Here is a 21532-nt window from a genome sequence, read left to right as displayed (position 1 = left end):
AGCATGGACAATCCTCGAACCAATCTTTCCAACCTGATGCGTGAGGGCTTTCGGCGCGTCGCCTCGACCGTGGCCGTTTTGACCGCGGGCCAGGGCCAGGACGCGGTGGCTATGACGGCAACCGCCTTTACCAGTGTCTCGCTCGATCCCCCGGCCGTCTTGGTCTGCGTCAACAGGTCAGCCCGCCTTCATGCGGCGGTCGTCGAGGCCGGCGGCTTTCGCGTCAATGTGCTGACCGGAGCCCATACGCAGGTGGCGCAGGCCTGCAGCGGCGGTGAGCTGGAGGCGCGCTTCCGCACCGGAACCTGGAGCCGCGATCTGTGGCCCGGTCCGCGTCTGGACGACAGCCTGTTCAGCGTGACCAGCCGAATACGTCAAGCGATCGACGTGGGAACGCACACGATCTTCATCGGCGACGTGGAGGACATCGACCTCAACGACGGCCCGCCCCTGCTCTACGCGAACGGCGCCTACGCTGCCACATAGCGACCCGCCCCCGTCCGGAACGCTCAGATCACGCGCGCGTCGCGCAGTCTCTCCAAGTCTTGCGACGACAGACCAAGGCGGCCACCGAGGATTTCGGCATTATGTTCGCCGACGACCTGGGGGGCGATGCTCCGCACGGCTCCGGGGGTCGCCGAGAGCTTCGGGAAGACACCCTGCATCTTGAAGTTCTTCCAGCGGGGGTGGTCCATCGAGATGATCGCCTCGCGCGACGCGAAATGCGGATCCTCCAGCATGTCGGCCGGCGCAAACAGCCGCCCGGCCGGCACCGACGCCGTCAGCATCGCGGCCTCCACCTCCTGGATGGTCAGCTTGATCGTCCACGCGGCGATCAGGTCATCGAGCTGCGCCTGATGCGCGCCGCGCGAGACATGGTCGATGTAGCGCGGATCGTCAGCCAGGTCCGGACGCCCCATGGCGACGCACAACCGGCGGAACACCGCATCCTGGTTGGCCGCGATCATGTATTCACCGTCAAGACACGGGTAGACGTTGGACGGCGCGATGCCGGGCAGCACGGCGCCCGAGCGCTGCCGCGTGACGCCCGCCACCGCATATTCGGCCACCATGCCTTCCATGACCTGCAGCACGCTCTCGTACAACGCCGCGTCGATGACCTGACCCTGACCGGTTCGATGACGATGATGCAGGGCCGAAAGAACGCCGATGCAGCCATAGGTCGCTGTCAGGCTATCGCCGATCGAAACACCCATCCGTGAAGGCGGCCGGTCTGGATCGCCGACGATCCGTCGCCAGCCTCCCATCGCTTCGGCGACGCCGCCAAAGCCGGCGCGCGCGGCGTAGGGTCCGGTCTGACCATAACCCGACATGCGGACCACGATCAGCCCAGGATTGTCACGGCGAAGATCGTCGGGCGCCAAGCCCCACCCCTCCAGGGTGCCCGGCTTGAAATTCTCGATCAGGACGTCGGCCTGCGCGATCAGGCGGCGGGCCAGGCCCTGGCCCTCGACTTGACGCAGATCCAGCGAAACCGAGCGCTTGTTGCGCGCGATGACGTCCCACCAGACCGGCGCCCCTTGCCCCCACACCCGCATCGGATCGCCCGCGCCAGGTGGCTCGATCTTGATGACCTCGGCACCCATGTCGCCCAGAAGTTGCCCGCAGAAGGGCCCAGCGATCAGCTGCCCCATCTCGACGACCCTGAGATCGCTCAGCGCGCCCGCCGTCGATGCGGCCGGCTCGCTCAAGCCTGCACCTTCACCGGCGGTTCGGCGTGGGATGATCGGGCGCTGATCACCTCGTCGGGCAGCTCCAGCATCTTCCTGTAGACCGCCTCGGGGAAGGTCTGGTGCGGCCTGCCGGGATCATAGGGCGGCTGCGGTACGGGACTGGGTCCGACATAGGCGACAGGGTTCTTGAAGATCTCCGCCTCCTCGGCGCTGATGGCGGCAGCGGCCATTGTCTTCGGATCGATCCACTGCCGCGGATCGACCGCGTTTTGGCCCGTGGCGATTTCGAGGGTCATGTGATCGGGCCCGGCGAAATAGATCGACTGACAAAAGCCGTGATCGATCGGACCGATCACGTTGACGCCCTGATCGCGGATGCGGTCACGCATCGCAAGCATTGCCTCGGGCGTATCGACATTGAAGGCCAGGTGCTGAAGCGTGCCCGCAGCCGACACGCCAGCGCCGCTGCCGGCGTGGGTCTTGCCAATCTCGATCGGCGCGGCGGCGACGCCCGGCAACTGAACGATCGAAAAGTAGCTGTGATCGTTGAGGCGCAAAAAGGCGTGCAGGCCGCCGTCCACGCCATGCATGTCGAACAGAGCCACAAGCGGACAGCCCAGAACCTCGGAGAAGAAGGCGATGTGCTTCTTCACATCCGTGGCCATGACCGCGATGTGATGGACGCCGGTAAGCTGGGTCATGCCTGATTTCCTGCGTTTCTAACGCGTGCTTCGACTTGCTTTTTTCAGTCGACAATCGATCGCGCCAGGCGCTAATTTTGTCAATCAATTTGTCAAGTTTATCGCCATGTCAGAGCGATGAAAAGGGAAAGGACGCGCGCAAATGAAGTTCATTCGAGAGCCCTACGGGCTGACGTATCAAGATCAGAGCTTTCGCAAGGAAACCTACGGCGGGCCGGTCGGTCGGGTGTTCGTCGAATGTATGCGGGTTCGACCTATCGAGGTCGAAAGCAAGTCCGTGATCGTCTTCACGCACCCGATCGGCGGCGGCGCGTTCCTGCAGATGGTCACCGCCCTGGCCGCTGCCGGCCGACATGTCATCTATTGCAACACCCGCTTTCGCGGCAACGACACCGCCCTGACGATGGAGAAGTGCGCTCTGGACCTGGGCGCCTGCATCAAGGACCTGAAGACCCGCTTCGGCTACGAAAAGGTGATCCTGGGCGGATGGTCCGGCGGCGGATCCCTATCCCTGTTCTATCAAGACCAAGCCGAGCATCCGACGATTACGCAGACGCCGGCTGGCGACGCGGCCGATCTGGTCGACGCCAAGCTGGAGCCGGCCGACGCCATCATGCTGATCGCGGCCCATGTCAGCCGCGCGGTCACCCTGACCGAGTGGATGGACCCTTCGATCCTCGACGAGGACCGTCCGTTCGAGCGCGACGTGTCGCTCAACATCTATGACCCAGCCTGCCCCGAACAGCCGCCCTACAGCGCAGCCTTCGTCAAACGTTTCCGAGAAGGTCAGATCGCCCGCAACCGCCGCATTACCGCCCGCGTGAAGGCCACCCTGGACGCCCTGCGCGCCGCCGGCGACGAGCACGCCGAGCGCGCCTTCGTCGTCAATGGAACGATGTGCGACGTTCGATGGACCGACCCGACTCAGGATCCGTCCGATCGGCGTCCGGGAACCTGCTATCTGGGAGAGCCGCGCATCGCCAATGACGGACCCGTTGGCTTGGCGCGCTTTACGACGCTCAGGTCATGGCTGTCGCAATGGAGCTATGACGACACCCGCGCAGACGGCCTGGGCAATGCGGCGCGCATCTCGTGCCCCGTGCTGGTGGTCAACAACACCGCCGACTTGGCCTGCACGCCCAGCCACGCCCAGCGCCTTTTCGACGCCGTGGCGTCGAAAGACAAGTCGATCACCCAGATCGAAGGGGCTGACCACTACTACGCCGAACGGCCGGATGTTCTGCCCAAGGCGGTCGAGACGATCACGCGCTGGCTCGAGGCGCGCGATTTCGCATAAAAAATGGCCCGGCCGCGAGGCCGGGCCAGTATCCGAGGAGGAACGAGTAGCTAGAAGGTGGAGGCGGCCTCGCGCGCTTCTCCCTCGAAGCGGGCGACATAGGCGGCCCGCTCCTCAGGGGTATATTTCGTGGTCTGCCAAGCGCTGAGCGCGCGGACGTCTGCCAAGCCGATCGAGGTCATGATGAACTTCAGATACGGCAGTTGGAAGTCGTTCGGATCGCCCGGCATGGTCGAAGACCGCGTCAGCAACAATTGGACGGGCCGGTTTCGCAGCAAGCCGATATGCAGCATCTTGGCCGGGTCGTAGCCGAAGGTTCGTCCCGGTTGGACCAGGCAATCGAGATAGAGCTTCAGGCGCCACGGCACACTGTAGTTCCACATCGGGCAGGAAATGACGATCTTGTCGGCCTTGTCGAAGGCTGCGATCAACTCAAGCACAGGCGCCCAGGCCGCCAGGTGCTCCGGCGTGAGGTCTTCCTGGAAGTAGGGCGCGAACTTGGCCTCGGCGTGAAGCTTGCCGAAATCCGGGAGTTCGGCCTCAAAGACATTAAGGCGACGGATCACGTCATCCGGATGGGTCTGGGCATAGGCCTCAAGGAAGGCCGTGGCCATGCGTTCGGAGGTCGAGCGCTCACCCTTGGGGCTGGCGCTGATATGCAGAATATCGACCATGGTTCTCCAGTCGGAGGCTAGGAGGAAGACACCGCCGACGAGGTCGCGACCTCGTCGGCGAAGTTGTTAGAAGCCCTTGCGGACGCCTAGGGTGATCATGCGCGGCGTATTAAAGGCACCCATCTGACCCAGACCGAGCGGACTGCCGAACACGAAGGCGCGGTAGCGCTGCTTAGTGACATTGGAGGCGTTGATGTAGACGTCCAGCTGAGCCGGCTTGTAGGTGAATTGGGCGCGCAGATTGACCAGATCATAGATGCCGCTGGTGTTATCCCCCGCCGCCGAGACCGGTTGGTGCAAAACGCTGTCGGAATGCAACAGCTCGGCATTGGCGCTGAAATCCACGTCGGGCGTGAGATCATGCGTTATGCGAACGCCAGCCGTGCTGGTCAGCTTGGGCGCGCGCTGCATGCGTTCGCCATTGGCCAGCTTGGCGGTCGGGTTCCAGGCGAAGTTGCCATAGAGGTTCAGCCAACGGGTCGCTTGAAAGGTTCCCTCCCCCTCCAAACCGGTGGTCTTGGCGTCTACGGAGCGCACCTGGAAGGCGCGCACGGTCGGGTTGTAGAAGCTGTCCTGGAAGTTAGTGATGTCCAGGTGATAGGCCGCGAGGCTGGCATAGGCCCGACCCTCCAGGAAGCGGCCCTTGATTCCGACCTCGTAGGTGGTGGCGACTTCCTTGGGCAGGATGAACGGCGAGGGATACAGCGCCGCGGTCGCGGCGGTGTTCAAGAACGACCCACCCTTGTTGCCCTTGCCCACCGATGCATAGAAGGTCGAACGTGGCGTCATGGCGTAGCTCAACGTCGCCGAAGCATCGACGGTGCTGTCGTCGATCACGCCGCTCAGCGTGCTGCCCGGCACCAAGGTCGCCAGGATGTTGCCCGGGCGACCCAGGTTGTCCAAATACGCCTTGCGATAAGCCCCCTTCTTCTTATCGGTGTTCAACCGCCCCCCGAGGTCCAGCTTGACGCGGTCGGAGATATGCCAAGTCGCCTGGCCGAAGACGGCGTAGTCCTTCTCGGTCTGGTCGAGCTTCTGCGAGACCAAGCCATAGAGGCCGCCAGCGACAGGGAAGCCGCTATAGTAGCTTTTGTAGTCGTAGTTGTCCTTGGACGACATCGCGAAAACACCGACGATATAGTCAAGTGTCCCGCCCGTGGGGGAGGCTAGTCGCAGCTCTTGTGAGACTTGCCTGAACGTCTCGTTGAACTGGCTGAGCAGCAACGGAGCCGGCGTGGAATCGGAGTCGAAGCCGTTCTGGAACTTGTAGCCGGTCAGGCCGGTGGTCGAAGTCAGGCTGAAGCCGTTGGGCAGATCGTAGGTGACGATGAGCGCCGGATCATAGGCTTTCTGCGTTTCGATCGTATCCGGCGTACCCGGTGAGGCCTCATACTTCTGATAGGGCACGCGACCGCCGTCGAGAATGCCGGCCGCGATGATCGGCGCCGCTGGACCGGGCATCACGAGCTGAAAGGTATTTCCGATGGTCTTCAGGTCGCTGTACTGCAGCTTGAGCAGGACGTTGACTTGGGGTGATATATCCCAGCTCATCACGGTGCGCGCGACGTACCGACGATTTCCGCCCTCATCGCGGTTCTTGCTAACGTTGCGGACATAGCCGTGCTGGTCGTCATAGAGACCCGACAGGCGAATCTTGAAGGTGTCGCTGGCGGGCAGATCGACAGCGCCTTCGAGCGTGCGGCTTCCGTATTCGGTCTCGTATTCGCCCTTCAGATAGCCGCCAGATTGCGCGCCGGGAGCGCGGGAAATGACGCTAATGGCTCCGACGCTGGTGTTCTTGCCAAACAACACGCCCTGACTGCCCTTGATCACTTCCAGGCGCTCGATGTCAAACAAGCCGTCGCGGAACTGCCGCGCGCGAGGATGGTAGACGCCATCGATGAATAGGCCGACCGATTGCTCGAACAACTGATTGCTGGCGGAGGTCCCTACCCCGCGCAGGCTGACGGCGCTGAGGCCGCCGGGAGATTCATCGAGGGTCAGGCCTGGCACGGAGGCCTTGAGATCCTTGATCTCCTTGACGCCTTGCTTTTCGAGTTGTGCGCCGGTGACCACATTGATGGTCATGGCGGTGTTCTCAAGCTTGGTCTCGCGCTTTTGGGCGGTGACCACCACCTCCTGGACCTCGGAGACGGTCGTCGACCGGGCCTGCGCCTGCGCAGCCAGAGGCGCCAGGGCGGCGCTGCTCATCAGGCAAGCGAATAGAAATCGATTCATGGTTCCCTCCCTCGTGTGTGGTCGAATTTTTCGACCATTTGTCATTGTCGGGTGCGACGTCGTCTCGCCCCGATTGGCGTTATATTCGTCAAATACCTTGTCTGATCCCCATCTCACCAGGACGGCCAGGGCCGCCCAGATCTGCTCTACTGACGCACACCAAGGATCGCTCACTCCAGCCTAGGAAGGCAGAAGCCGCTGCAATCAAAGCTCAACTGGAACATATTATTTGTCAATAAATTTTACGTATCACGTTGCCCATTTGTCGGTTCTCTAATTCGAATGCACGCTTAGGCTTCAGGCGAGGACGGATAGAAATCTTGGCGCGACTGGGCCATCCGGCGCAGAAGCGGAGGCGGCGCGAACCGAGCCCCATGCGCCAGCGCCAACGCGTCGCAATCGGCGGTGAAGACATCGACGCCGGCGGTGTCGATCAGGCTCATCGGACCGCCAGTCCAGGGCGCGAAACCCCACCCCAGGATCGCGCCGACATCTGCATCGCGCGCCGCGGTAACAACCTTTTCGTCCATGCAGCGCGCGGCCTCGACGGCCTGACGATAGAGCAGCCTGCGCTTGAGGCTCTCGACCAACTCGGGCGACGATGTGGCGACCTTGACCGGATAGAGCGCCGCCAGGCCAGACCAGAGGCGCTTGGATCCGCCTTCGGGATAATCGTAGAAGCCCACACCGTTCTTGCGCCCCAGGCGCCCTGCCGACACCATTTGGTGCAAGACCAGTTCAGGACCCGCCAGAGGACCGTTGACGCCAAGATCGCGACGCCGCTGGCCGGCGATGCGATCGACCAGATCGATGGCGACGTCGTCGAGCAGCTCCAGCGGCCCACGCGGCATTCCGGTCATGCGGCCAACATTGTCGATGATGGCCGGAGCGATCCCTTCCAGCAGCATCTCCAGACCTTCGAAGGAATAGCTCTCGAAGACCCGCGAGGTGTAAAATCCTCGGCTATCGTTGACGACGATCGGGACCTTCTTCAGCGCCCGACAATAGTCCATCGCCTTGGCAAGGGTTTCACGCGAGGTCTGGACGCCGACGATGATCTCCACCAGTTCCATGCGGTCGACCGGCGAGAAGAAGTGGATGCCGATGAAGCTCTCGGGCCGCTGACTGGCCTGAGCCAGAACGCCGATGGGAAGAGTCGAGGTGTTGGAGGCCATCACGGTGCCGGGCTCAAGCATGGCTTCAGCCCGTCTTGTAACGTCGGCCTTCAGGCCGGTGTCCTCGAACACCGCCTCGACCACTAGGTCGCAACCGGCGATCGCGGAATAGTCCGGGGTCGCCACGATGCGCGCCATGAAACTGGAGGCGGCCGCCGCGCTCATCTCGCCTCGCGCGACGGCGGCGTCGACGAGCTTTTGCGAATAGGATCTCCCACGGTCGGCGGCTTCCTGGGTGACGTCGATCAGCACTGTCTCGATGCCGGCCCGCGCCTGGGCGTAGGCCACACCCGCGCCCATCATCCCCGCGCCAAGAACCGCAGCCTTGTTCACCTTGAAGGGCGCGACCTCCTGTGGCCGGGCCGAGCCCTTGGCCAAGGCCTGCTTGGAGAGGAAGTTCGATCGGATCATCGCCCGCGCCTGTGGCGTGCGCTGGGTGGCCAGGAACAGACGCGCCTCCACGCGGAGCGCGGCGTCCATCGGCAGTCCAAAGCCCTCATAGACGCACCGCACGATGTTCTGGCGAGCGGGGTAGTTTCCGTAGTGGCGCGCCTGCAGGTCGGCCGCCGCGATCATGAAGGTCTCGCCGCCCTTGGGCGTATAGGGGCCGTCCGGCATCGCGAAACCGGGACGATCCCAGGGCTGCACGCCCTCGCCGCCGTCCAGTATCCATCGCTTGGCGGCCTCAACAGTTTGTCCTGGTTCGACAACGGCGTCGACCAGACCCTGAGCCAGAGCCGTTTCGGCGTCGATCGGCGCACCCGACAACATCAGCTTCAGGGCCGCTGGAACGCCAGCCAGTCTCGGCGTGCGTTGGGTTCCCCCCGCGCCCGGCAGAAGGCCGATCGTGACCTCCGGCAGCCCTACCCTGGCCAGGCCGCGCGCGGCGAAGCGTCGGTGCGCGGCCTGGGCGAACTCAAAGCCGCCGCCAAGCGCGACACCTTCCAGGGCCGCCGCGACGGGCTTACCAACAGTCTCGAGGGCGCGAAGGGCGCGGCTCATTCTGGAACTGTCGATCAGGACCGCCTCCCTGGCCGCTCCCGAGACCGGCCGCCCCGCGGTGTCGCCCATCTCGCCCAGATCGGCGCCGGCGCAGAACCCGTTGGCCTTGCCGGACGCCAGGACCGCGCCCTTGATGGCCGGGTCATCGCGTATGCGAGCGACCAGTGCGTCGAGATCCGCGACGGCGCTGCCCGTGAAGGTGTTCATCGTGCGGCCGGGAACGTCGAACAGGAAGACGGCGATGCCGTCGGGGTCCACCTCGACCTTGAAATTTTCCATGGGAAAGTCCTTGAGAGAAGTCGGATCCGCGCGATTGAAGCCACTGCGCGAAAAGGCGCGACGGTCGCTGGATCAGACGCGTTCGATGATGGTGGCCGTGCCCATGCCCGCGCCGACGCACAGCGTGACCAAGGCCGTCTGCTTGTCGCTGCGCTCGAGCTCGTCGACCATGGTTCCCAGGATCATGGCGCCTGTCGCGCCCAGCGGATGCCCCATGGCGATGGCCCCGCCGTTGACATTGAGCTTGGCGGAATTGATCCCCAACTGCTGCTGAAAATAGAGCACGACACTGGCGAAGGCCTCGTTGAGTTCGAAGAGATCGATGTCCCCGACGCTCATCCCGGCTCGTCGCAAGGCCTTTTGCGTGACCGCCACGGGACCCGTCAGCATGATCGAGGGCTCCGAGCCAATCGAGGCGGCGGCGCGAATGCGGGCGCGAGGACGCAGGCCCATGGCTTCACCGGCTTGTCGGGTGGCGATCAGCACCCCGGCCGCGCCGTCGACGATGCCGGAACTGTTGCCTGCGTGATGGACGTGATCGATCGCCTCGATCTCCGGATAACGCTGGCGCAGAATGTTGTCGAAGCCCAGCGCCCCGACCTTGCCGAACGAAGGCTTCAAGGCGCCCAGTGACTGCAGGGTCGTTTCAGGTCGCATGTGTTCGTCGCGGGCCAGGACCGTGATCCCCGCATGGGTGACCGGCACGATGGACTTGGCGAACCGACCTTCGTCCCAGGCAATCTTGGCGCGCGCCTGGCTCTCGACGGCGAAGGCGTCGACATCCTCACGGCTGAAGCCGGCCAAGGTCGCCAGAGCATCGGCGCCGACGCCCTGGGGCGCGAAATAGGTGTTGTTGGCCACGTAAGGATCGACCGACCAGGCGCCGCCATCGCTGCCCATGGCCACGCGGCTCATGCTTTCGACGCCGCCGCCAATCGCGACGTCGGCCTCGCCGAAAACCACCTTGGCCGCAGCGATATTACAGGCTTCCAGACCAGAGGCGCAGAAGCGATGGACCTGGGCGCCGGCCACGGCGTCGTCGTAACCGGCGTTGAGCACCGCTACCCGCGCGATATCGGCGCCTTGCTCGCCGAGCGGCGCGACACAGCCCAGCACGACGTCATCGATCAGTCGCGTGTCGAGACCATTGCGGTCTCGAAGCGCCTGGAGGACCTGGGTCGCGAGGGCGATCGCAGTCACCTCATGCAACGCCCCCTTGGCGTTGCCTCGCCCGCGCGGCGTGCGCACCGCATCGAAAATATAGGCCTCTCGCAAGATCATGCTCCCCGTCGGCGACGCATTACATCGCGGCCGAGCCCGTCCTCGGCTCGTTCATTATGTCAAATTATTTGACATAATGAACGATGTCTAGCGCCAATCGACGCAGCGCTTCAGATCATTTGACCATCGTCAATTTGGATGACGCTGCCAGTGACGTGCGCGGCCTCGTCGGAGGTGAGATGCGCCAGGGTCGGCGACAAAGCTTGGATCGGCATCAGCCTTTTCCGGCGCAGCTTGGCGGCGAAACGCTCGCCAGACTCGCCGGCGAAATTGTTCTCGTTGATCTCGGTGAGGATGTAGCCGGGACAGATCACGTTGACGCAAATGCCAGATCGCGCCCACTCATATGCAAAGCCACGTCCGAGCATCACCGCCGCCGCCTTCGACGCACAATAGGCGACTAGGCCGGGAATGACCTTCACGCCCCCCATCGAGGCCAGGACGACAATGCGGCCGCGCGAAGCCGCGCCGCCCGCGGCGAGCAGCCGCTTGCCGCCCTCTCGCACGGTGAGAAACACGCCTCGCGAATTGACCGTCTGAACCGCGTCGAACGCCTCGATCGACAGATCCACCGCCGGACCTTCGGCATTGACCCCCGCATTGGCGACGATCGTGTCGACCAGACCAAAGCGTTGTTCGGCGGCGTCATAGGCGGCGATCACCGAGGCTTCGTCGGCGACATCCAGGCTCACGGCGAACGCCTCCCCGCCGGCGGCCTCGATCTCGGCAACCAAGGCGGCTAGGCGATCGGCGCGGCGCGCGGCGGCGACAACCTTGGCGCCACCCGCCGCCAGAATCCGGGCGAACTCGGCGCCGAGACCCGAGGACGCGCCCGTCACCAAGGCTATGCGTCCGGCGTGGGTTTGGGAGGGAGTCATGCGGTCTCCTTCAAGTTCGGATTTCCAGGCCGCTTCCACCCGGATCGCATCAAGGCGCTGGTGGTCGAGCGTTCGAGCTTGCCGTTCAACCAAAGCGCAGCGTCGACAAGGGCCGCGCCATCGATCGCGATCGTTTCGCCCAAGGCGTAGGTCACGTCTTCGCTGGCGACGTTACCGGCCGCGCCCGGCGCGAAGGGACAACCGCCGACCCCGCCGATAGAGGCGTCGATGGTGACCGCCCCGGCGGCGACCGCAGCCAGGACATTGGCCACGCCCATGCCGCGGGTGTCATGGAAGTGCGCCCTCACCGGCAGCGGCCGTATCGCGGCGGCGACCTCGCGGACCAAACGCGTGACCTCTTCGGGTCGAGCCACGCCGATCGTGTCGGCCAAGGCGATCTCCAAGGGCCCGGCTTCCGCGAGGCGACGCGCCATGGCCACGATCCGGGCCGGATCGACCGCGCCCTCGAACGGGCAACCAAAAGCGACGGCGATCGTCACTTGAGCCCGGCGCCCTTGGCTCCTGGCCAGCGTTACGACGTCCCGGGCCATCTCTACCGTGTCATCACTGGACTGGGCCTGGTTGGCGCGGCCAAAGGCGTCGCTGGCCGCGCAGACAACGCCGATTTCATCGATCGCCGTCGCCAAGGCCCGCTCCGCGCCCCGCACGTTGAGGATGAGGCCGATATGAATCACCTCGGACGATTTACGGAGGCCGGCGACGACGGCCTCCGCGTCGGCCATCTGTGGCACGCGCCTGGGATTGACGAAACTGGCGACCTCGATCCGCCTGGCCCCGGCCGATACAGCGCGGCCGATCAGCGAAACCTTGTCGGCGGTGGAGAGGATGACCCGCTCGTTCTGCAGACCGTCACGTGGCGAGACTTCAACAAGTTCGATCATGATCGTGTCTCGGGCACCCTGATCGTGAGCGCGTGGCGATAGCGCGGCTGATCGATGGCCAGTTGATCAAGGGCGGTCTGCTTGAGATGCGCCATCAAGGCGGGATCGTCATGGGCGACCGCGCCGTCGCGGATGGCGGCCGCCAAGGCGGCCGTAAGGTTATCGACCGAGCCTTGGCGATCGAGCAGTGTCGATAGACGCACCTGCGCCGCTGACGCCATGGCTGCGCCCCAGTCCAGTTCGCGGCGCACAATGTTGACGGCGTTCAGCGCCACCCGCCGTGCGAAGTCGTTCCCGTCATCTGGCTCGCCCAACCAGTCGGCGACGGCGGCCAACAGTTCCGCAGCGGTGGGATTGGCGATCATCCGGCCGTCTCCATCAAGGCCAGGAGATCCACCTCGCACTCGCTGACCCGTCGACCAATGACGGCGCGCTCCAGGGATCGGTCCTCGCCGGCAGCGAAGGCCCGATACATCATGTCCGCGATCACCGACCAGCGCAGGGACCCCATCATCATCCAGAAGCGGATACGGTCCTGAGCGGGAGGTTCGCCACCTGCGGCGCTGTAGCCGGCGACAAGCGCCTCGAGCGTGGCGAAGCCACCGACCGGCTTGTCCGTTCCACCAAACCGCCAGCTGTTGACGCAGAGCCAGCCGAAATCCTCGGCCGGATCGCCCAGATGCGTCAACTCCCAGTCCAAGACTGCGCGCAAGCCCGCCTGACCAACGACGATCAGGTTGCCATTACGAAAATCGCCGTGGATCAGGCGCGGCGTGACGGGTGCGGGCAAGGAGGTGGCCAGGTGACGCAGCGCCGCCTCGATGGCCGGCCGCACGGCGCCGCTGCGCCGATGAATAGCCTCATATCGGGCCAGGGTCGCTGCCGCGTCGAGACGTTCGAGCGTCGGCAGAGTATTCATTGGCATGGCGTGGACGCGCGCCAGCGCCTCCCCGCACTGGCGACCGAGCACCTCGCGCGCGGCCGAAAAATTCGAGCTGGCGACGATGCGCCGTCCCAGGGTTTCACCTTCGATGCGTTCGAGAACCAAGGCCTCGCCCAGGCCATCCTCGACAGGGCAATCGCGCACGACCTTCGCCACGGGCACGCCCGCCGCATCGGCCCCCCGCAAGAGCTGCGCTTCGATCCGCAGCGGTAGCGAGGTCTCGAAGACAGTTTCAGCGACAGCCTGGCGACGACGCAGGATGAGCGGCCGAGTTGCGTTCAGCCCGATGACGTCAAACGCCCAGGTCTGCAGGCTGGCGCCGCCGGTCAGGCGTTTCAAATTTGCGATCCCCTGCCCCCCAGACGCCAAGGCGGGAGCCAGACCGGTTAGGCGGGTGGCAAGTTCGGTATGCACGACATCCTGGGCCTCCCACCCTTTCCCTCGACATACCCCAAGCCGATTACATGTCAAATGATTTGACGTCATTTGGCAGCGATGCGATGCCAACATTTCGCCTTTGCTGGAGTCCTCGCATGTCCCCCGCCCTCAACGCCTCCATCACCGAGGACGACCTCGTCGCCTTTCGCGACAGCTTGGCCCGCTTCCTGGACAAGCACGCGCCGCCCACTCGCATAGCCCGCTGGAACCAAGACAAGGTCGTCGAGCGGGAAATGTGGCGCTTGGCTGGAAACTATGGGCTGCTCGGCGTGACGATCCCTGAGGCCTACGGCGGCTGGGGCGGCGACTTCCGGCACGAACGGATCATCATCGAGGAATTTGGCAAGCGCGGCCTGGAGGGCTGGGGCGTGCCGCTGCACAATATGATCGTGGCCCCCTACATCGTCGCTTTTGGAACCGAAGACCAAAAGCGGCGCTGGCTCCCCGGCATTGTCAGCGGCGAGATCGTGCTGGCCATCGCGATGACCGAGCCGGCAGCCGGGTCCGACCTGCAGGGTATGCGCACGCACGCGGAGCGCGACGGTGATCATTGGCGGATCAACGGCCAGAAGACGTTCATCTCCAACGGTCAGACCGCCGATCTCATCCTGGTGGCCTGCCGCACCGATCGCGACGCGGGGTCCAAGGGCCTGTCGCTCATCGCCGTGGAAGGCTCCGCCGCTGGCTTCTCGCGGGGCCGCAACCTCGACAAGATGGGCCGCGCCGCTCAGGACACCTCGGAACTGTTCTTCGATGACGCGCGGGCGCCGGCCGGCAACCTTCTTGGCGGAACAGCGGGCCGAGGATTTTCGCAACTAATGACCATGCTCCCGCAGGAGCGCCTGGGCATCGCGGCCATGGGGCTGGCGCTTCTGGAGCGCGCACTGGCCCTGACCATCGACTATGCGCGAGATCGCAACGCGTTCGGCCAGGCGCTGCTCGACTTTCAGAACACTCAATTCGTACTGGCCGAGATCAAGACCCAGGCCACCGCATGCCGCTTCTTCATCGACGCCTGCGCAACGCGGTTGCTGGCAGGCGCATTGGACGCGACCACGGCGTCGATGGCCAAGCTCTTCGTGACCGAAATCGAGGTCGCCGCGATCAGCCGATGCCTGCAGATCTTCGGCGGCTACGGCTATATGAACGAGTATCCAATCGCCCAGATCTATCGGGACGCGCGGATCGACACGATTCATGGCGGAACCTCAGAAATCATGAAGGTGCTGATCGCCCGCTCGCTCTAGCCGCAATGGGCCCGGGAGTTCACGCGGGGCTGGCGCGCCGACCACGTTCTGGCCATAACAAGCATAGCCAACAGGGAGATCGGCGGCGTGGACGCGACCAGATACCTTATCGTGCCACTGCTTCAGGGGTTCGAATGGTTCGACGAGAGCCTGCAACTGAGCTTGCGCGAGAACGGCTGGCCGCCTCTAACCCGGCCCGAATCCATCGTCATGATGCATGTGCAGATGGACATCGTCCGGCCTAGCGATATCGCCCGCAGCCTTCGCCTCACGCGGCAGGCGGTTCACGTCACGATCAAGACCCTGGTCGATCGGGGCGTCTTCGAGATGGCCGACGATCCGATCGATGGGCGCATCAAGATCGTCAAGCTCACGCCCATGGGCGAAGCGATGCGCCAGGACGCCAAGACTATCGTCGACCAGCTGACGGACATACTGACGCTGCGGGTCGGACCCAAGAAGATCAAGGCGCTTCGGGAAGCCTTCCTGGCCGACTGGGGCGAACCCGTGGTTTGTCGGCTTCAACGCCGCCCAGCCGCCAAGAAGCCTCGGAAGGTCAGCGCGCCGTTCGCAGCGACGTCTTGAGAATCTTGCCGACCGCGCTGCGCGGAAGAGGCTCACTGCGCACTTCCAGGCTTTTGGGGCATTTGTAGCCGGCGATGTGTTCGCGGCAGAAGGCGACCAAGCTGACGAGATCGGGCGGCGAAGCCCCCCTCTTGGGTACGATGATGGCGTGGACGCGCTCCCCCCACACCGGATCCGGCACGCCGATCACGGCGCTTTCTTCGATCGACGGATGCCAGGAAATCGCGTTCTCGACCTCGATCGAATAGACGTTCTCCGCGCCGGATACGATCATGTCCTTCAGACGGTCGACAATATAGATGTAGCCTTCATCGTCCATGTAGCCCGTGTCGCCCGTGTGCAGCCAGCCGCCGCGCAGAGCCTGGAGGGTCTCATCGGGCCGATGCCAGTAGCCCATCATGACGTTACCGCCGCGGCCGACGATTTCACCCACCACGCCGCGCGGAACCCCCTGATCATTCTCGTCGACGATCCTGATCTCGTAGCCCAAACACACTTGGCCGGCCGACCGCAGCCGGCTGAGATCGGCGTCTACGCGATGGTCACGCGGCGACAGAAAGGTCGCGGCCGCCATCTCGGTCTGGCCAAAGCCTTGAACGAAATCGACGTCAGGAAACCGCTGTCGCGCGACGGTGAAGCTTGCCGCCGGCAGAGAGGAGCCGCCATAGCCAAGCACCCGCAGGGAGGACAGGTCCAGTTCGATCGATCGTTCGGCGCGCGCCAGCCGATCGAGCACCGCCGGCACCGTAAAGCAGTGGGTCACGCGGTGACGGGCGATCGCCTCCAAGAGGACGTCGGCTTGCAGACTTCGCTCGAAGACGTGGGCGCCTCCCGCCATGGTCGCCATCAGGATGCCGATGTCCGCCAAATGAAACATCGGCGTGGCGTGAAGGTTCACGCAGGTTTCGTCATAGGGGATCGACATCAGAAGGTTGGACGCGATGGTGTGCAGGTTGCCGTGACTGAGCATGACCCCCTTGGGCAGCCCGGTCGTTCCGCCCGTGTAGAAGATCCCTGCGAGAGTCGCGTCGCCAGCCTCGACCTCGGGCATGGGCCGATCCGCGCGCAGATCGGCTAGACGCTCGATCTGTGAGGAGCCGCCGTCATCGAGTGCGACGAGGTCTTCAACCGCGCCCTCGGCGCGCAGCCGCAGGGCGACGTCTTCGAACTCGCGGCCGAACAGCAAGAGACGAGCCCCCGCGTCCTTGAGTTGGAACGCCAATTCGGGTGGGGCCAGACGAGTGTTCAGGGGAGTCAAGACGGCGCCCGCCCATGGAACGGCGAAATAGGCGTCGAAGAAGGCGTCACAATTATTCGCCAGAACCGCGACTCGATCACCCGGGGACACACCGCGATTGGCCAATCCGCCGGCGGTGCGTCCGACGGACTCGAATACGTCGCGCCATGTGCGAACGCGCATCCCGTCGATCGTCGCGGTGCGATTAGGCGCTACGGTGACGGCCCGCACCAGCGCTTGAGTGATCCGCATCCGAGACTTCCCGAAATCGTCTCCAAATCAGGAGGAGATGTTGTATCAATTTATTTGACGTGATTGCCTGCTGCGGACGTGTTTTGTCAAGACCCTTGACGTCGCACCGAGGCGGTCGACGATCAGAGCCAGCGCCGGACATCGACCATCCGCCCCTCGATCGCCGCCGCTGCCGCCATGATGGGGGAAAGCAGGTGCGTGCGGCCGCCGCGTCCCTGACGGCCCTCGAAGTTGCGGTTGCTGGTCGAGGCGCACCGCTCGCCGGGCGCCAGTTGATCGGGGTTCATGCCAAGACACATCGAGCAGCCCGGCTCGCGCCAATCGAAGCCCGCGGCCTTGAAGAGGGCGTCCAGCCCTTCGGCCTCGGCCTCAGCTTTGACCAGACCAGAACCCGGTACGACCATAGCTCGGACATGCGGCGCGACACGCCAGCCCCGCTCGATCGCTATTGCCGCGATCTTGGCGGCGGCGCGCAGATCCTCGATCCGGCTGTTGGTGCAGGACCCGATAAACACGCGGTCAATGCGGACTTCGCTGATCGGTTGGCCAGCGGTCATGCCCATATAGTCCAGGGCCCGACGGGCGGCGGCGCGCTTGTCAGGGGTGGCGAAACTTTCCGGATCAGGGACGTTGCCGGTCACCGGAATGACGTCCTCCGGCGAGGTGCCCCAGGTGACCATCGGGACCAGGCGCGATGCGTCGATCACCACTGTGCGATCATAGACGGCGTCGGGATCGGTGAAGAAGCTCTTCCAGTGGGCCAGGGCCATCTCCCAGGCCGCGCCCTTGGGGGCGGCGGGCTTGCCCTGGATATAGGCGTAGGTCGCCTCGTCCGGCGCGATCAGCCCGGCCTTGGCGCCGCCCTCAATGGTCAGATTGCACAGGGTCATGCGGCCCTCGATGGAAAGCGCGCGAACCACATCGCCGGCATACTCGATGACGTAGCCGGTGCCGCCCGCAGTGCCGATCTCGCCGATCACGGCCAGGGCCACGTCCTTGGCCGTGACGCCGGGGCCCAGCTGACCGTCCACCCGGACCAGCATGTTGCGCGACTTCTTCTGGCGCAGGGTCTGGGTGGCCAGGACGTGCTCGACCTCGGATGTGCCGATGCCATGGGCCAGGGCCCCGAACGCGCCGTGGGTCGAGGTGTGGCTGTCGCCGCAGACGATGGTCATGCCCGGCTGGGTGCGGCCCTGCTCGGGGCCCACCACATGGACGATGCCGTTGCGGATATCGCCCATCGGGAAGAACGGGATGCCGTTGTCCTTGACGTTGCGCGCCAGGGTCTGGAGCTGCAGGCGCGCCTCTTCGTCCGCCACCGCGTCGACGCCCAGCGCCTGCCCCTCGGTCGGGATGTTGTGGTCGGCGACCGCGGGGGTGCGGTCGGGACGGCGCACCTCACGGCCCGCCGCGCGGAGGCCCGCGAAGGCCTGTGGCGTAGTCACCTCGCCCAGCAGATGGAGGTCAATATAGACGATAGCCTCGCCGTCGTCGTCACGCACGACATGCGCATCCCAGATCTTCTCGTAAAGGGTTCGGCGCATTGGCTATCCGAGACGTCGATAAAAATGGGCGGCTCTGCCGCATCGTTCTGCCGGCGCGGCCAGCTAAATCTGTTCTGCAGCTCCATCGCTGATCGACAGGCCTTGCACCGACGATAATCTTGTCAGATTATTTGTCAAGTTTCTCACTTGGTTGCCGCTGCAAGAGGGTGCCTGAACGTGTCGATTGTTTCCTTTCCTCTGGCCAGAACGAGCCTTCCGATTGGCGAAGCATCCAAGCGGCTCGGCCTGACGGCTCGCGCCATCAGGTTCTACGAAGAGAAAGGTCTGCTGGAATCAGGCAGGGACAAGCAAGGCAGACGCAGCTTCGACTGCTTCAATCTTGAGAGGCTCGCGTACATCGCCTCGGGCCGACAAGGGGGCCTGTCGATCCGACAGATCGCGGACCTTCTGGACTTGGCCCCGTCGGCTAGTGGTTCCGGACGAGAAAAGGTCGAAGAGCTTTGTCGTCAACGCTTGATGCAACTCCGTCAAGACGCTCGGAACGTGGTGGCTTTCATGGCGCTGCGCATGCCGGGGGGCGGATCAGACCCAGATTCGAAGTTGTTAGACCCTGTGGCGTCGAGCGATAGGTCCAGCAGGCGGGAACGAACCGCTCCCTCATAGGCCACGCGAACCGCCAGAAAGGTCCGTCGGTTGGGGCGGACGCCGACCGGGACGCCGGCGAGCAGACCTTCCCAAGGGCGGCTAAGAGTCAGGTCTGCGCCTTAGCGAAAAACGGTCACCGCCAGGAAGCGAACCTTCCCAACTTCGGCGCGGGGTCACATCCGCTCTGCCCCCACGTCGGACAACACCTCGCCTCGCAATAGTCGCCCCTCGGCAATCCGGCGCGATAGCAGGTCGATAAACGCCGCATAACGCTCCTGCCCCTTTGCGCTCGCGGCCCTATCCTCGATCGAAGACATGGCTGGCGTAACCTTCAACCAGGTTTTCACGAACAGACCGATTGCCTCGTTGGCGATGGTCACGTCCCGCTCCAGCCGATCCAATTGCCGCGACATTCGATCAAGACGTCGAAAGAGCGCCGCTTCTCCAGCTTCCGCGCCATCGGGCGAGAGGTAAGCTTCCAGCGCTGCCCGCACGATCTCCGATTTCTGCCGGTGTGTACGCCGGGCTCTTTCATCCAGCACTCTTATGGTGTCGCTGGTCAGGAAGACCTTCGTGGGGATCTTCATGCGTCGCCACCGAGCGGTATGCCGTCATCGCGGTCCATGGCCGCCTGGCGCGCCGTGCCTATGAATCGACGCTGCAGCTCCCTACCCTGCTGCGCCTCATCGCCTTCACCGTCGCCGACAATCTCGAGTTCATCATCAAGCGTCGCCGGCGCCGCCTCAACGACGTCGAGTTCGGGCTCCCGTTTGAGACCGCCTTCATCCAATTCGGCCGAGCGCGAAATAACCGGCGGCACGCCTTTTTCCTCAGTGGCTGCTGTCCAGTCTTCGGCGATGGGTGACCGCGGCACGCCGGCCTTGGCATCAAACACACACACACGATCCGCCAAACGTGCGTCTGCATAATAGCGGATCTTGGTGGCCCGGATTGGCGGAGACCCAGCCACCAACACGACCGCTTCATGCGCCGGAAGCTGCATCACTTCACCCGGCGTCAGCAATTGTCGCGCCGTCTCCTGGCGGGAGACCATCAGGTGGCCGAGCCACGGCGACAGGCGATGGCCTGCATAGTTGGCCATCGCTCTCATCTCCGTTGCGGTGCCCAACGTGTCGCTAATCCGGCGCGCGGTTCGTTCGTCGTTTGTCGCGAACGCCACCCGCACGTGGCAGTTGTCGAGGAACGAGTGATTGGGCCCGTATGCCCGCTCAATCTGGTTCAAACTTTGGGCTATCAGGAAGGCCTTGATGCGGTATCCGGCCATGAAGGCCAGCGACGCCTCAAAGAAATCCAGCCGCCCCAGGGCCGGGAACTCGTCAAGCATCAGTAGCAGCGGCCGGCGGGTCCGCGCAGCCTCGAGGCCTTCGGTAAGTCGTCGGCCAATCTGATTGAGCACGAGGCGGATCAAAGGCTTGGTTCGGCTAATATCCGAGGGCGGCACCACGAGGTAAAGGCTGACTGGTTTATCGGACTCGACGAGGTCGCCGATGCGCCAATCACAGCGGGACGTCACCGCCGCGACGACAGGATCTCGGTACAAGCCCAAGAAGCTCATGGCCGTGGAAAGCACCCCGCTGCGCTCGTTGTCGCTCTTGTTGAGGAGTTCGCGCGCCGAGCTGGCCACCACGGGGTGGACTCTTTCGCCAAGATGGCGCGTCGTCATCATCGCGCGTAGCGTTGTCTCGATTGGGCGTGAGGGATCGGCCAGGAAGTTGGCCACGCCAGCCAGCGTCTTGTCGGCTTCTGCATAGAGCACGTGCAGGATGACGCCGACCAAAAGGCTGTGAGAGGTTTTTTCCCAATGGCTTCGGCGCTCGAGGGCGCCTTCTGGGTCCACCAGAATGTCGGCGATATTTTGCACGTCCCTCACTTCGGTCGGGCCGCGTCGCACTTCCAAAAGCGGATTATAGGCGTTGCTGCTGGCGTCGGTGGGATCGAACCGCAGGACGTGCCCGAACTTCGCCCGCGCGCCCGCCGTGAGTTGCCAATTCTCGCCCTTGATGTCGTGAACGACGGTGGAACCGGGCCACACCAACAAACTCGGCACGACCAAGCCCACGCCCTTGCCGCTGCGTGTAGGAGCAAAGCACAGAATGTGTTCTGGACCATCGTGGCGAAGGTAATGGTCGCCGTGCCGGCCCAACATCACGCCGTTGTCGCCGAGCAGCCCAGCCGACTTGATATCGGCGAGTTCAGCCCAGCGCGCCGAGCCGTATGTCGTCACTTTCTTGGCTTCGCGAGCGCGCCAGACCGACATCGCAATGGCGACCGCGACGCCAAGCAGCGCGCCAGAGGCGGCGATGAACCCTCCCCGCAGAAACACCGAGGGCGCGTAGGCGTCGTAGATGAACCACCACACGAAGAAGGCTGGCGGCGGATAGATCGGCAAGGCGCCCAGCCGCAGCCAAGGTGGTCCCAAACCGGGCTGATAGGCCAACTGCCACGCCGTCCATTGCGTGGCGCCCCAGACGCCCGCGAGCGCCAAGGCGCCGATCAGCAGGATCTGGCCCCAGAGTATTTTCTGACCGTTCATTTGCT

The 21532-nt window shown here is 64.2% G+C and carries 19 protein-coding genes; 5 read left to right on the top strand and 14 right to left on the bottom strand.

The genetic code is table 11. The features are described from left to right. Positions 1-3 precede the first annotated feature (3 nt). Positions 4-486, top strand: a complete 483-nt coding sequence (locus ACP7AG_RS13235; RefSeq protein ID WP_426031345.1) for a flavin reductase family protein — start codon at positions 4-6, stop codon at positions 484-486. Positions 487-509: 23 nt separating this feature from the next. On the opposite strand, the gene ACP7AG_RS13230 is transcribed toward ACP7AG_RS13235, so the two are convergent. After that, positions 510-1712, bottom strand: coding sequence for a CaiB/BaiF CoA transferase family protein (locus tag ACP7AG_RS13230; protein ID WP_426031343.1), 1203 nt, complete (start codon positions 1710-1712; stop codon positions 510-512). Further along, on the bottom strand, positions 1709-2395 hold the full coding sequence (locus ACP7AG_RS13225) for a VOC family protein (RefSeq protein WP_426031341.1): 687 nt from the start codon (positions 2393-2395) through the stop codon (positions 1709-1711). Before ACP7AG_RS13225 ends, ACP7AG_RS13230 begins: the two co-directional genes overlap by 4 nt. A 142-nt stretch (positions 2396-2537) precedes the next feature. Here ACP7AG_RS13225 and ACP7AG_RS13220 point away from each other — a divergent pair, with 142 nt between their 5' ends. Next, complete coding sequence (locus tag ACP7AG_RS13220; RefSeq protein ID WP_426031339.1) at positions 2538-3692, top strand: alpha/beta hydrolase family protein; 1155 nt, start codon at positions 2538-2540, stop codon at positions 3690-3692. Between the two features lie 50 nt (positions 3693-3742). Here ACP7AG_RS13220 and ACP7AG_RS13215 read toward each other — a convergent pair whose 3' ends face one another. From ACP7AG_RS13215 to ACP7AG_RS13180, 8 genes are all read right to left on the bottom strand, one after another. Next, positions 3743-4366, bottom strand: coding sequence for an FMN-dependent NADH-azoreductase (locus ACP7AG_RS13215; protein ID WP_426031337.1), 624 nt, complete (start codon positions 4364-4366; stop codon positions 3743-3745). A 66-nt stretch (positions 4367-4432) separates the two neighbouring features. After that, positions 4433-6604 carry a TonB-dependent receptor gene (locus tag ACP7AG_RS13210; protein WP_426031335.1) on the bottom strand — a complete coding sequence of 724 codons (2172 nt, stop codon included), beginning with the start codon at positions 6602-6604 and terminating at the stop codon, positions 4433-4435. 290 nt (positions 6605-6894) lie between these two features. Continuing rightward, on the bottom strand, positions 6895-9060 hold the full coding sequence (locus ACP7AG_RS13205) for a 3-hydroxyacyl-CoA dehydrogenase NAD-binding domain-containing protein (RefSeq protein ID WP_426031333.1): 2166 nt from the start codon (positions 9058-9060) through the stop codon (positions 6895-6897). A 72-nt stretch (positions 9061-9132) separates the two neighbouring features. Then, positions 9133-10335 (bottom strand): acetyl-CoA C-acetyltransferase, encoded by a 1203-nt coding sequence (locus ACP7AG_RS13200; RefSeq protein WP_426031331.1) that lies wholly within the window; start codon positions 10333-10335, stop codon positions 9133-9135. 116 nt (positions 10336-10451) lie between these two features. Further along, positions 10452-11219 (bottom strand): SDR family NAD(P)-dependent oxidoreductase, encoded by a 768-nt coding sequence (locus tag ACP7AG_RS13195; protein ID WP_426031329.1) that lies wholly within the window; start codon positions 11217-11219, stop codon positions 10452-10454. Continuing rightward, positions 11216-12121 carry a hydroxymethylglutaryl-CoA lyase gene (locus ACP7AG_RS13190; RefSeq protein WP_426031327.1) on the bottom strand — a complete coding sequence of 302 codons (906 nt, stop codon included), beginning with the start codon at positions 12119-12121 and terminating at the stop codon, positions 11216-11218. The genes ACP7AG_RS13195 and ACP7AG_RS13190 overlap by 4 nt, the downstream gene beginning before the upstream one ends. After that, positions 12118-12486: a DUF6285 domain-containing protein gene (locus ACP7AG_RS13185; RefSeq protein ID WP_426031325.1), complete on the bottom strand. Its 369-nt coding sequence runs from the start codon at positions 12484-12486 to the stop codon at positions 12118-12120. Before ACP7AG_RS13185 ends, ACP7AG_RS13190 begins: the two co-directional genes overlap by 4 nt. Next, entirely contained in the window at positions 12483-13403 is a 921-nt protein-coding gene (locus ACP7AG_RS13180) for a phosphotransferase family protein (RefSeq protein ID WP_426031323.1), read from the bottom strand. The genes ACP7AG_RS13185 and ACP7AG_RS13180 overlap by 4 nt, the downstream gene beginning before the upstream one ends. A 194-nt stretch (positions 13404-13597) precedes the next feature. Here ACP7AG_RS13180 and ACP7AG_RS13175 point away from each other — a divergent pair, with 194 nt between their 5' ends. Beyond that, the gene (locus ACP7AG_RS13175; protein ID WP_426031321.1) at positions 13598-14749 is read left to right on the top strand and encodes an acyl-CoA dehydrogenase family protein; all 1152 of its coding nucleotides are present in this window, start codon (positions 13598-13600) and stop codon (positions 14747-14749) included. Between the two features lie 87 nt (positions 14750-14836). Continuing rightward, complete coding sequence (locus ACP7AG_RS13170) at positions 14837-15334, top strand: MarR family winged helix-turn-helix transcriptional regulator (RefSeq protein ID WP_426031319.1); 498 nt, start codon at positions 14837-14839, stop codon at positions 15332-15334. On the opposite strand, the gene ACP7AG_RS13165 is transcribed toward ACP7AG_RS13170, so the two are convergent. Both ACP7AG_RS13165 and leuC read right to left on the bottom strand, forming a co-directional pair. After that, entirely contained in the window at positions 15306-16823 is a 1518-nt protein-coding gene (locus tag ACP7AG_RS13165) for an acyl-CoA synthetase (RefSeq protein ID WP_426031317.1), read from the bottom strand. The two genes, ACP7AG_RS13170 and ACP7AG_RS13165, sit on opposite strands and share 29 nt — an antisense overlap. 122 nt (positions 16824-16945) lie before the next feature. Next, complete coding sequence (gene leuC, locus ACP7AG_RS13160) at positions 16946-18367, bottom strand: 3-isopropylmalate dehydratase large subunit (protein WP_426031315.1); 1422 nt, start codon at positions 18365-18367, stop codon at positions 16946-16948. 177 nt (positions 18368-18544) lie between these two features. Here leuC and ACP7AG_RS13155 point away from each other — a divergent pair, with 177 nt between their 5' ends. Beyond that, positions 18545-18991, top strand: a complete 447-nt coding sequence (locus tag ACP7AG_RS13155) for a MerR family transcriptional regulator (protein WP_426031313.1) — start codon at positions 18545-18547, stop codon at positions 18989-18991. 155 nt (positions 18992-19146) lie between these two features. On the opposite strand, the gene ACP7AG_RS13150 is transcribed toward ACP7AG_RS13155, so the two are convergent. Both ACP7AG_RS13150 and ACP7AG_RS13145 read right to left on the bottom strand, forming a co-directional pair. Continuing rightward, positions 19147-19560, bottom strand: a complete 414-nt coding sequence (locus ACP7AG_RS13150; protein WP_426031311.1) for a ribbon-helix-helix protein, CopG family — start codon at positions 19558-19560, stop codon at positions 19147-19149. Beyond that, positions 19557-21527, bottom strand: a complete 1971-nt coding sequence (locus ACP7AG_RS13145) for a conjugal transfer protein TraG (protein WP_426031309.1) — start codon at positions 21525-21527, stop codon at positions 19557-19559. The genes ACP7AG_RS13150 and ACP7AG_RS13145 overlap by 4 nt, the downstream gene beginning before the upstream one ends. Between the last annotated feature and the right edge of the window lie 5 nt (positions 21528-21532).

Origin of the sequence: Caulobacter sp. DWP3-1-3b2 (assembly GCF_049896325.1) — a bacterium.
Classification (GTDB): Bacteria; Pseudomonadota; Alphaproteobacteria; order Caulobacterales; family Caulobacteraceae; genus Caulobacter.
The sequence above is the reverse complement of the archived record's forward strand: the minus strand, read 5'-3'. Positions and strand labels throughout refer to the sequence as shown.

Coding starts and splice junctions, on each gene's coding strand:
- ACP7AG_RS13190 (WP_426031327.1), bottom strand. CDS start 12,121: ATGATCGAACTTGTTGAAGTCTCGCCACGTGACGGTCTGCAGAACGAG.
- ACP7AG_RS13220 (WP_426031339.1), top strand. CDS start 2,538: ATGAAGTTCATTCGAGAGCCCTACGGGCTGACGTATCAAGATCAGAGC.
- ACP7AG_RS13145 (WP_426031309.1), bottom strand. CDS start 21,527: ATGAACGGTCAGAAAATACTCTGGGGCCAGATCCTGCTGATCGGCGCC.
- ACP7AG_RS13225 (WP_426031341.1), bottom strand. CDS start 2,395: ATGACCCAGCTTACCGGCGTCCATCACATCGCGGTCATGGCCACGGAT.
- ACP7AG_RS13215 (WP_426031337.1), bottom strand. CDS start 4,366: ATGGTCGATATTCTGCATATCAGCGCCAGCCCCAAGGGTGAGCGCTCG.
- leuC (WP_426031315.1), bottom strand. CDS start 18,367: ATGCGCCGAACCCTTTACGAGAAGATCTGGGATGCGCATGTCGTGCGT.
- ACP7AG_RS13195 (WP_426031329.1), bottom strand. CDS start 11,219: ATGACTCCCTCCCAAACCCACGCCGGACGCATAGCCTTGGTGACGGGC.
- ACP7AG_RS13150 (WP_426031311.1), bottom strand. CDS start 19,560: ATGAAGATCCCCACGAAGGTCTTCCTGACCAGCGACACCATAAGAGTG.
- ACP7AG_RS13185 (WP_426031325.1), bottom strand. CDS start 12,486: ATGATCGCCAATCCCACCGCTGCGGAACTGTTGGCCGCCGTCGCCGAC.
- ACP7AG_RS13205 (WP_426031333.1), bottom strand. CDS start 9,060: ATGGAAAATTTCAAGGTCGAGGTGGACCCCGACGGCATCGCCGTCTTC.
- ACP7AG_RS13210 (WP_426031335.1), bottom strand. CDS start 6,604: ATGAATCGATTTCTATTCGCTTGCCTGATGAGCAGCGCCGCCCTGGCG.
- ACP7AG_RS13235 (WP_426031345.1), top strand. CDS start 4: ATGGACAATCCTCGAACCAATCTTTCCAACCTGATGCGTGAGGGCTTT.
- ACP7AG_RS13165 (WP_426031317.1), bottom strand. CDS start 16,823: ATGCGGATCACTCAAGCGCTGGTGCGGGCCGTCACCGTAGCGCCTAAT.
- ACP7AG_RS13175 (WP_426031321.1), top strand. CDS start 13,598: ATGTCCCCCGCCCTCAACGCCTCCATCACCGAGGACGACCTCGTCGCC.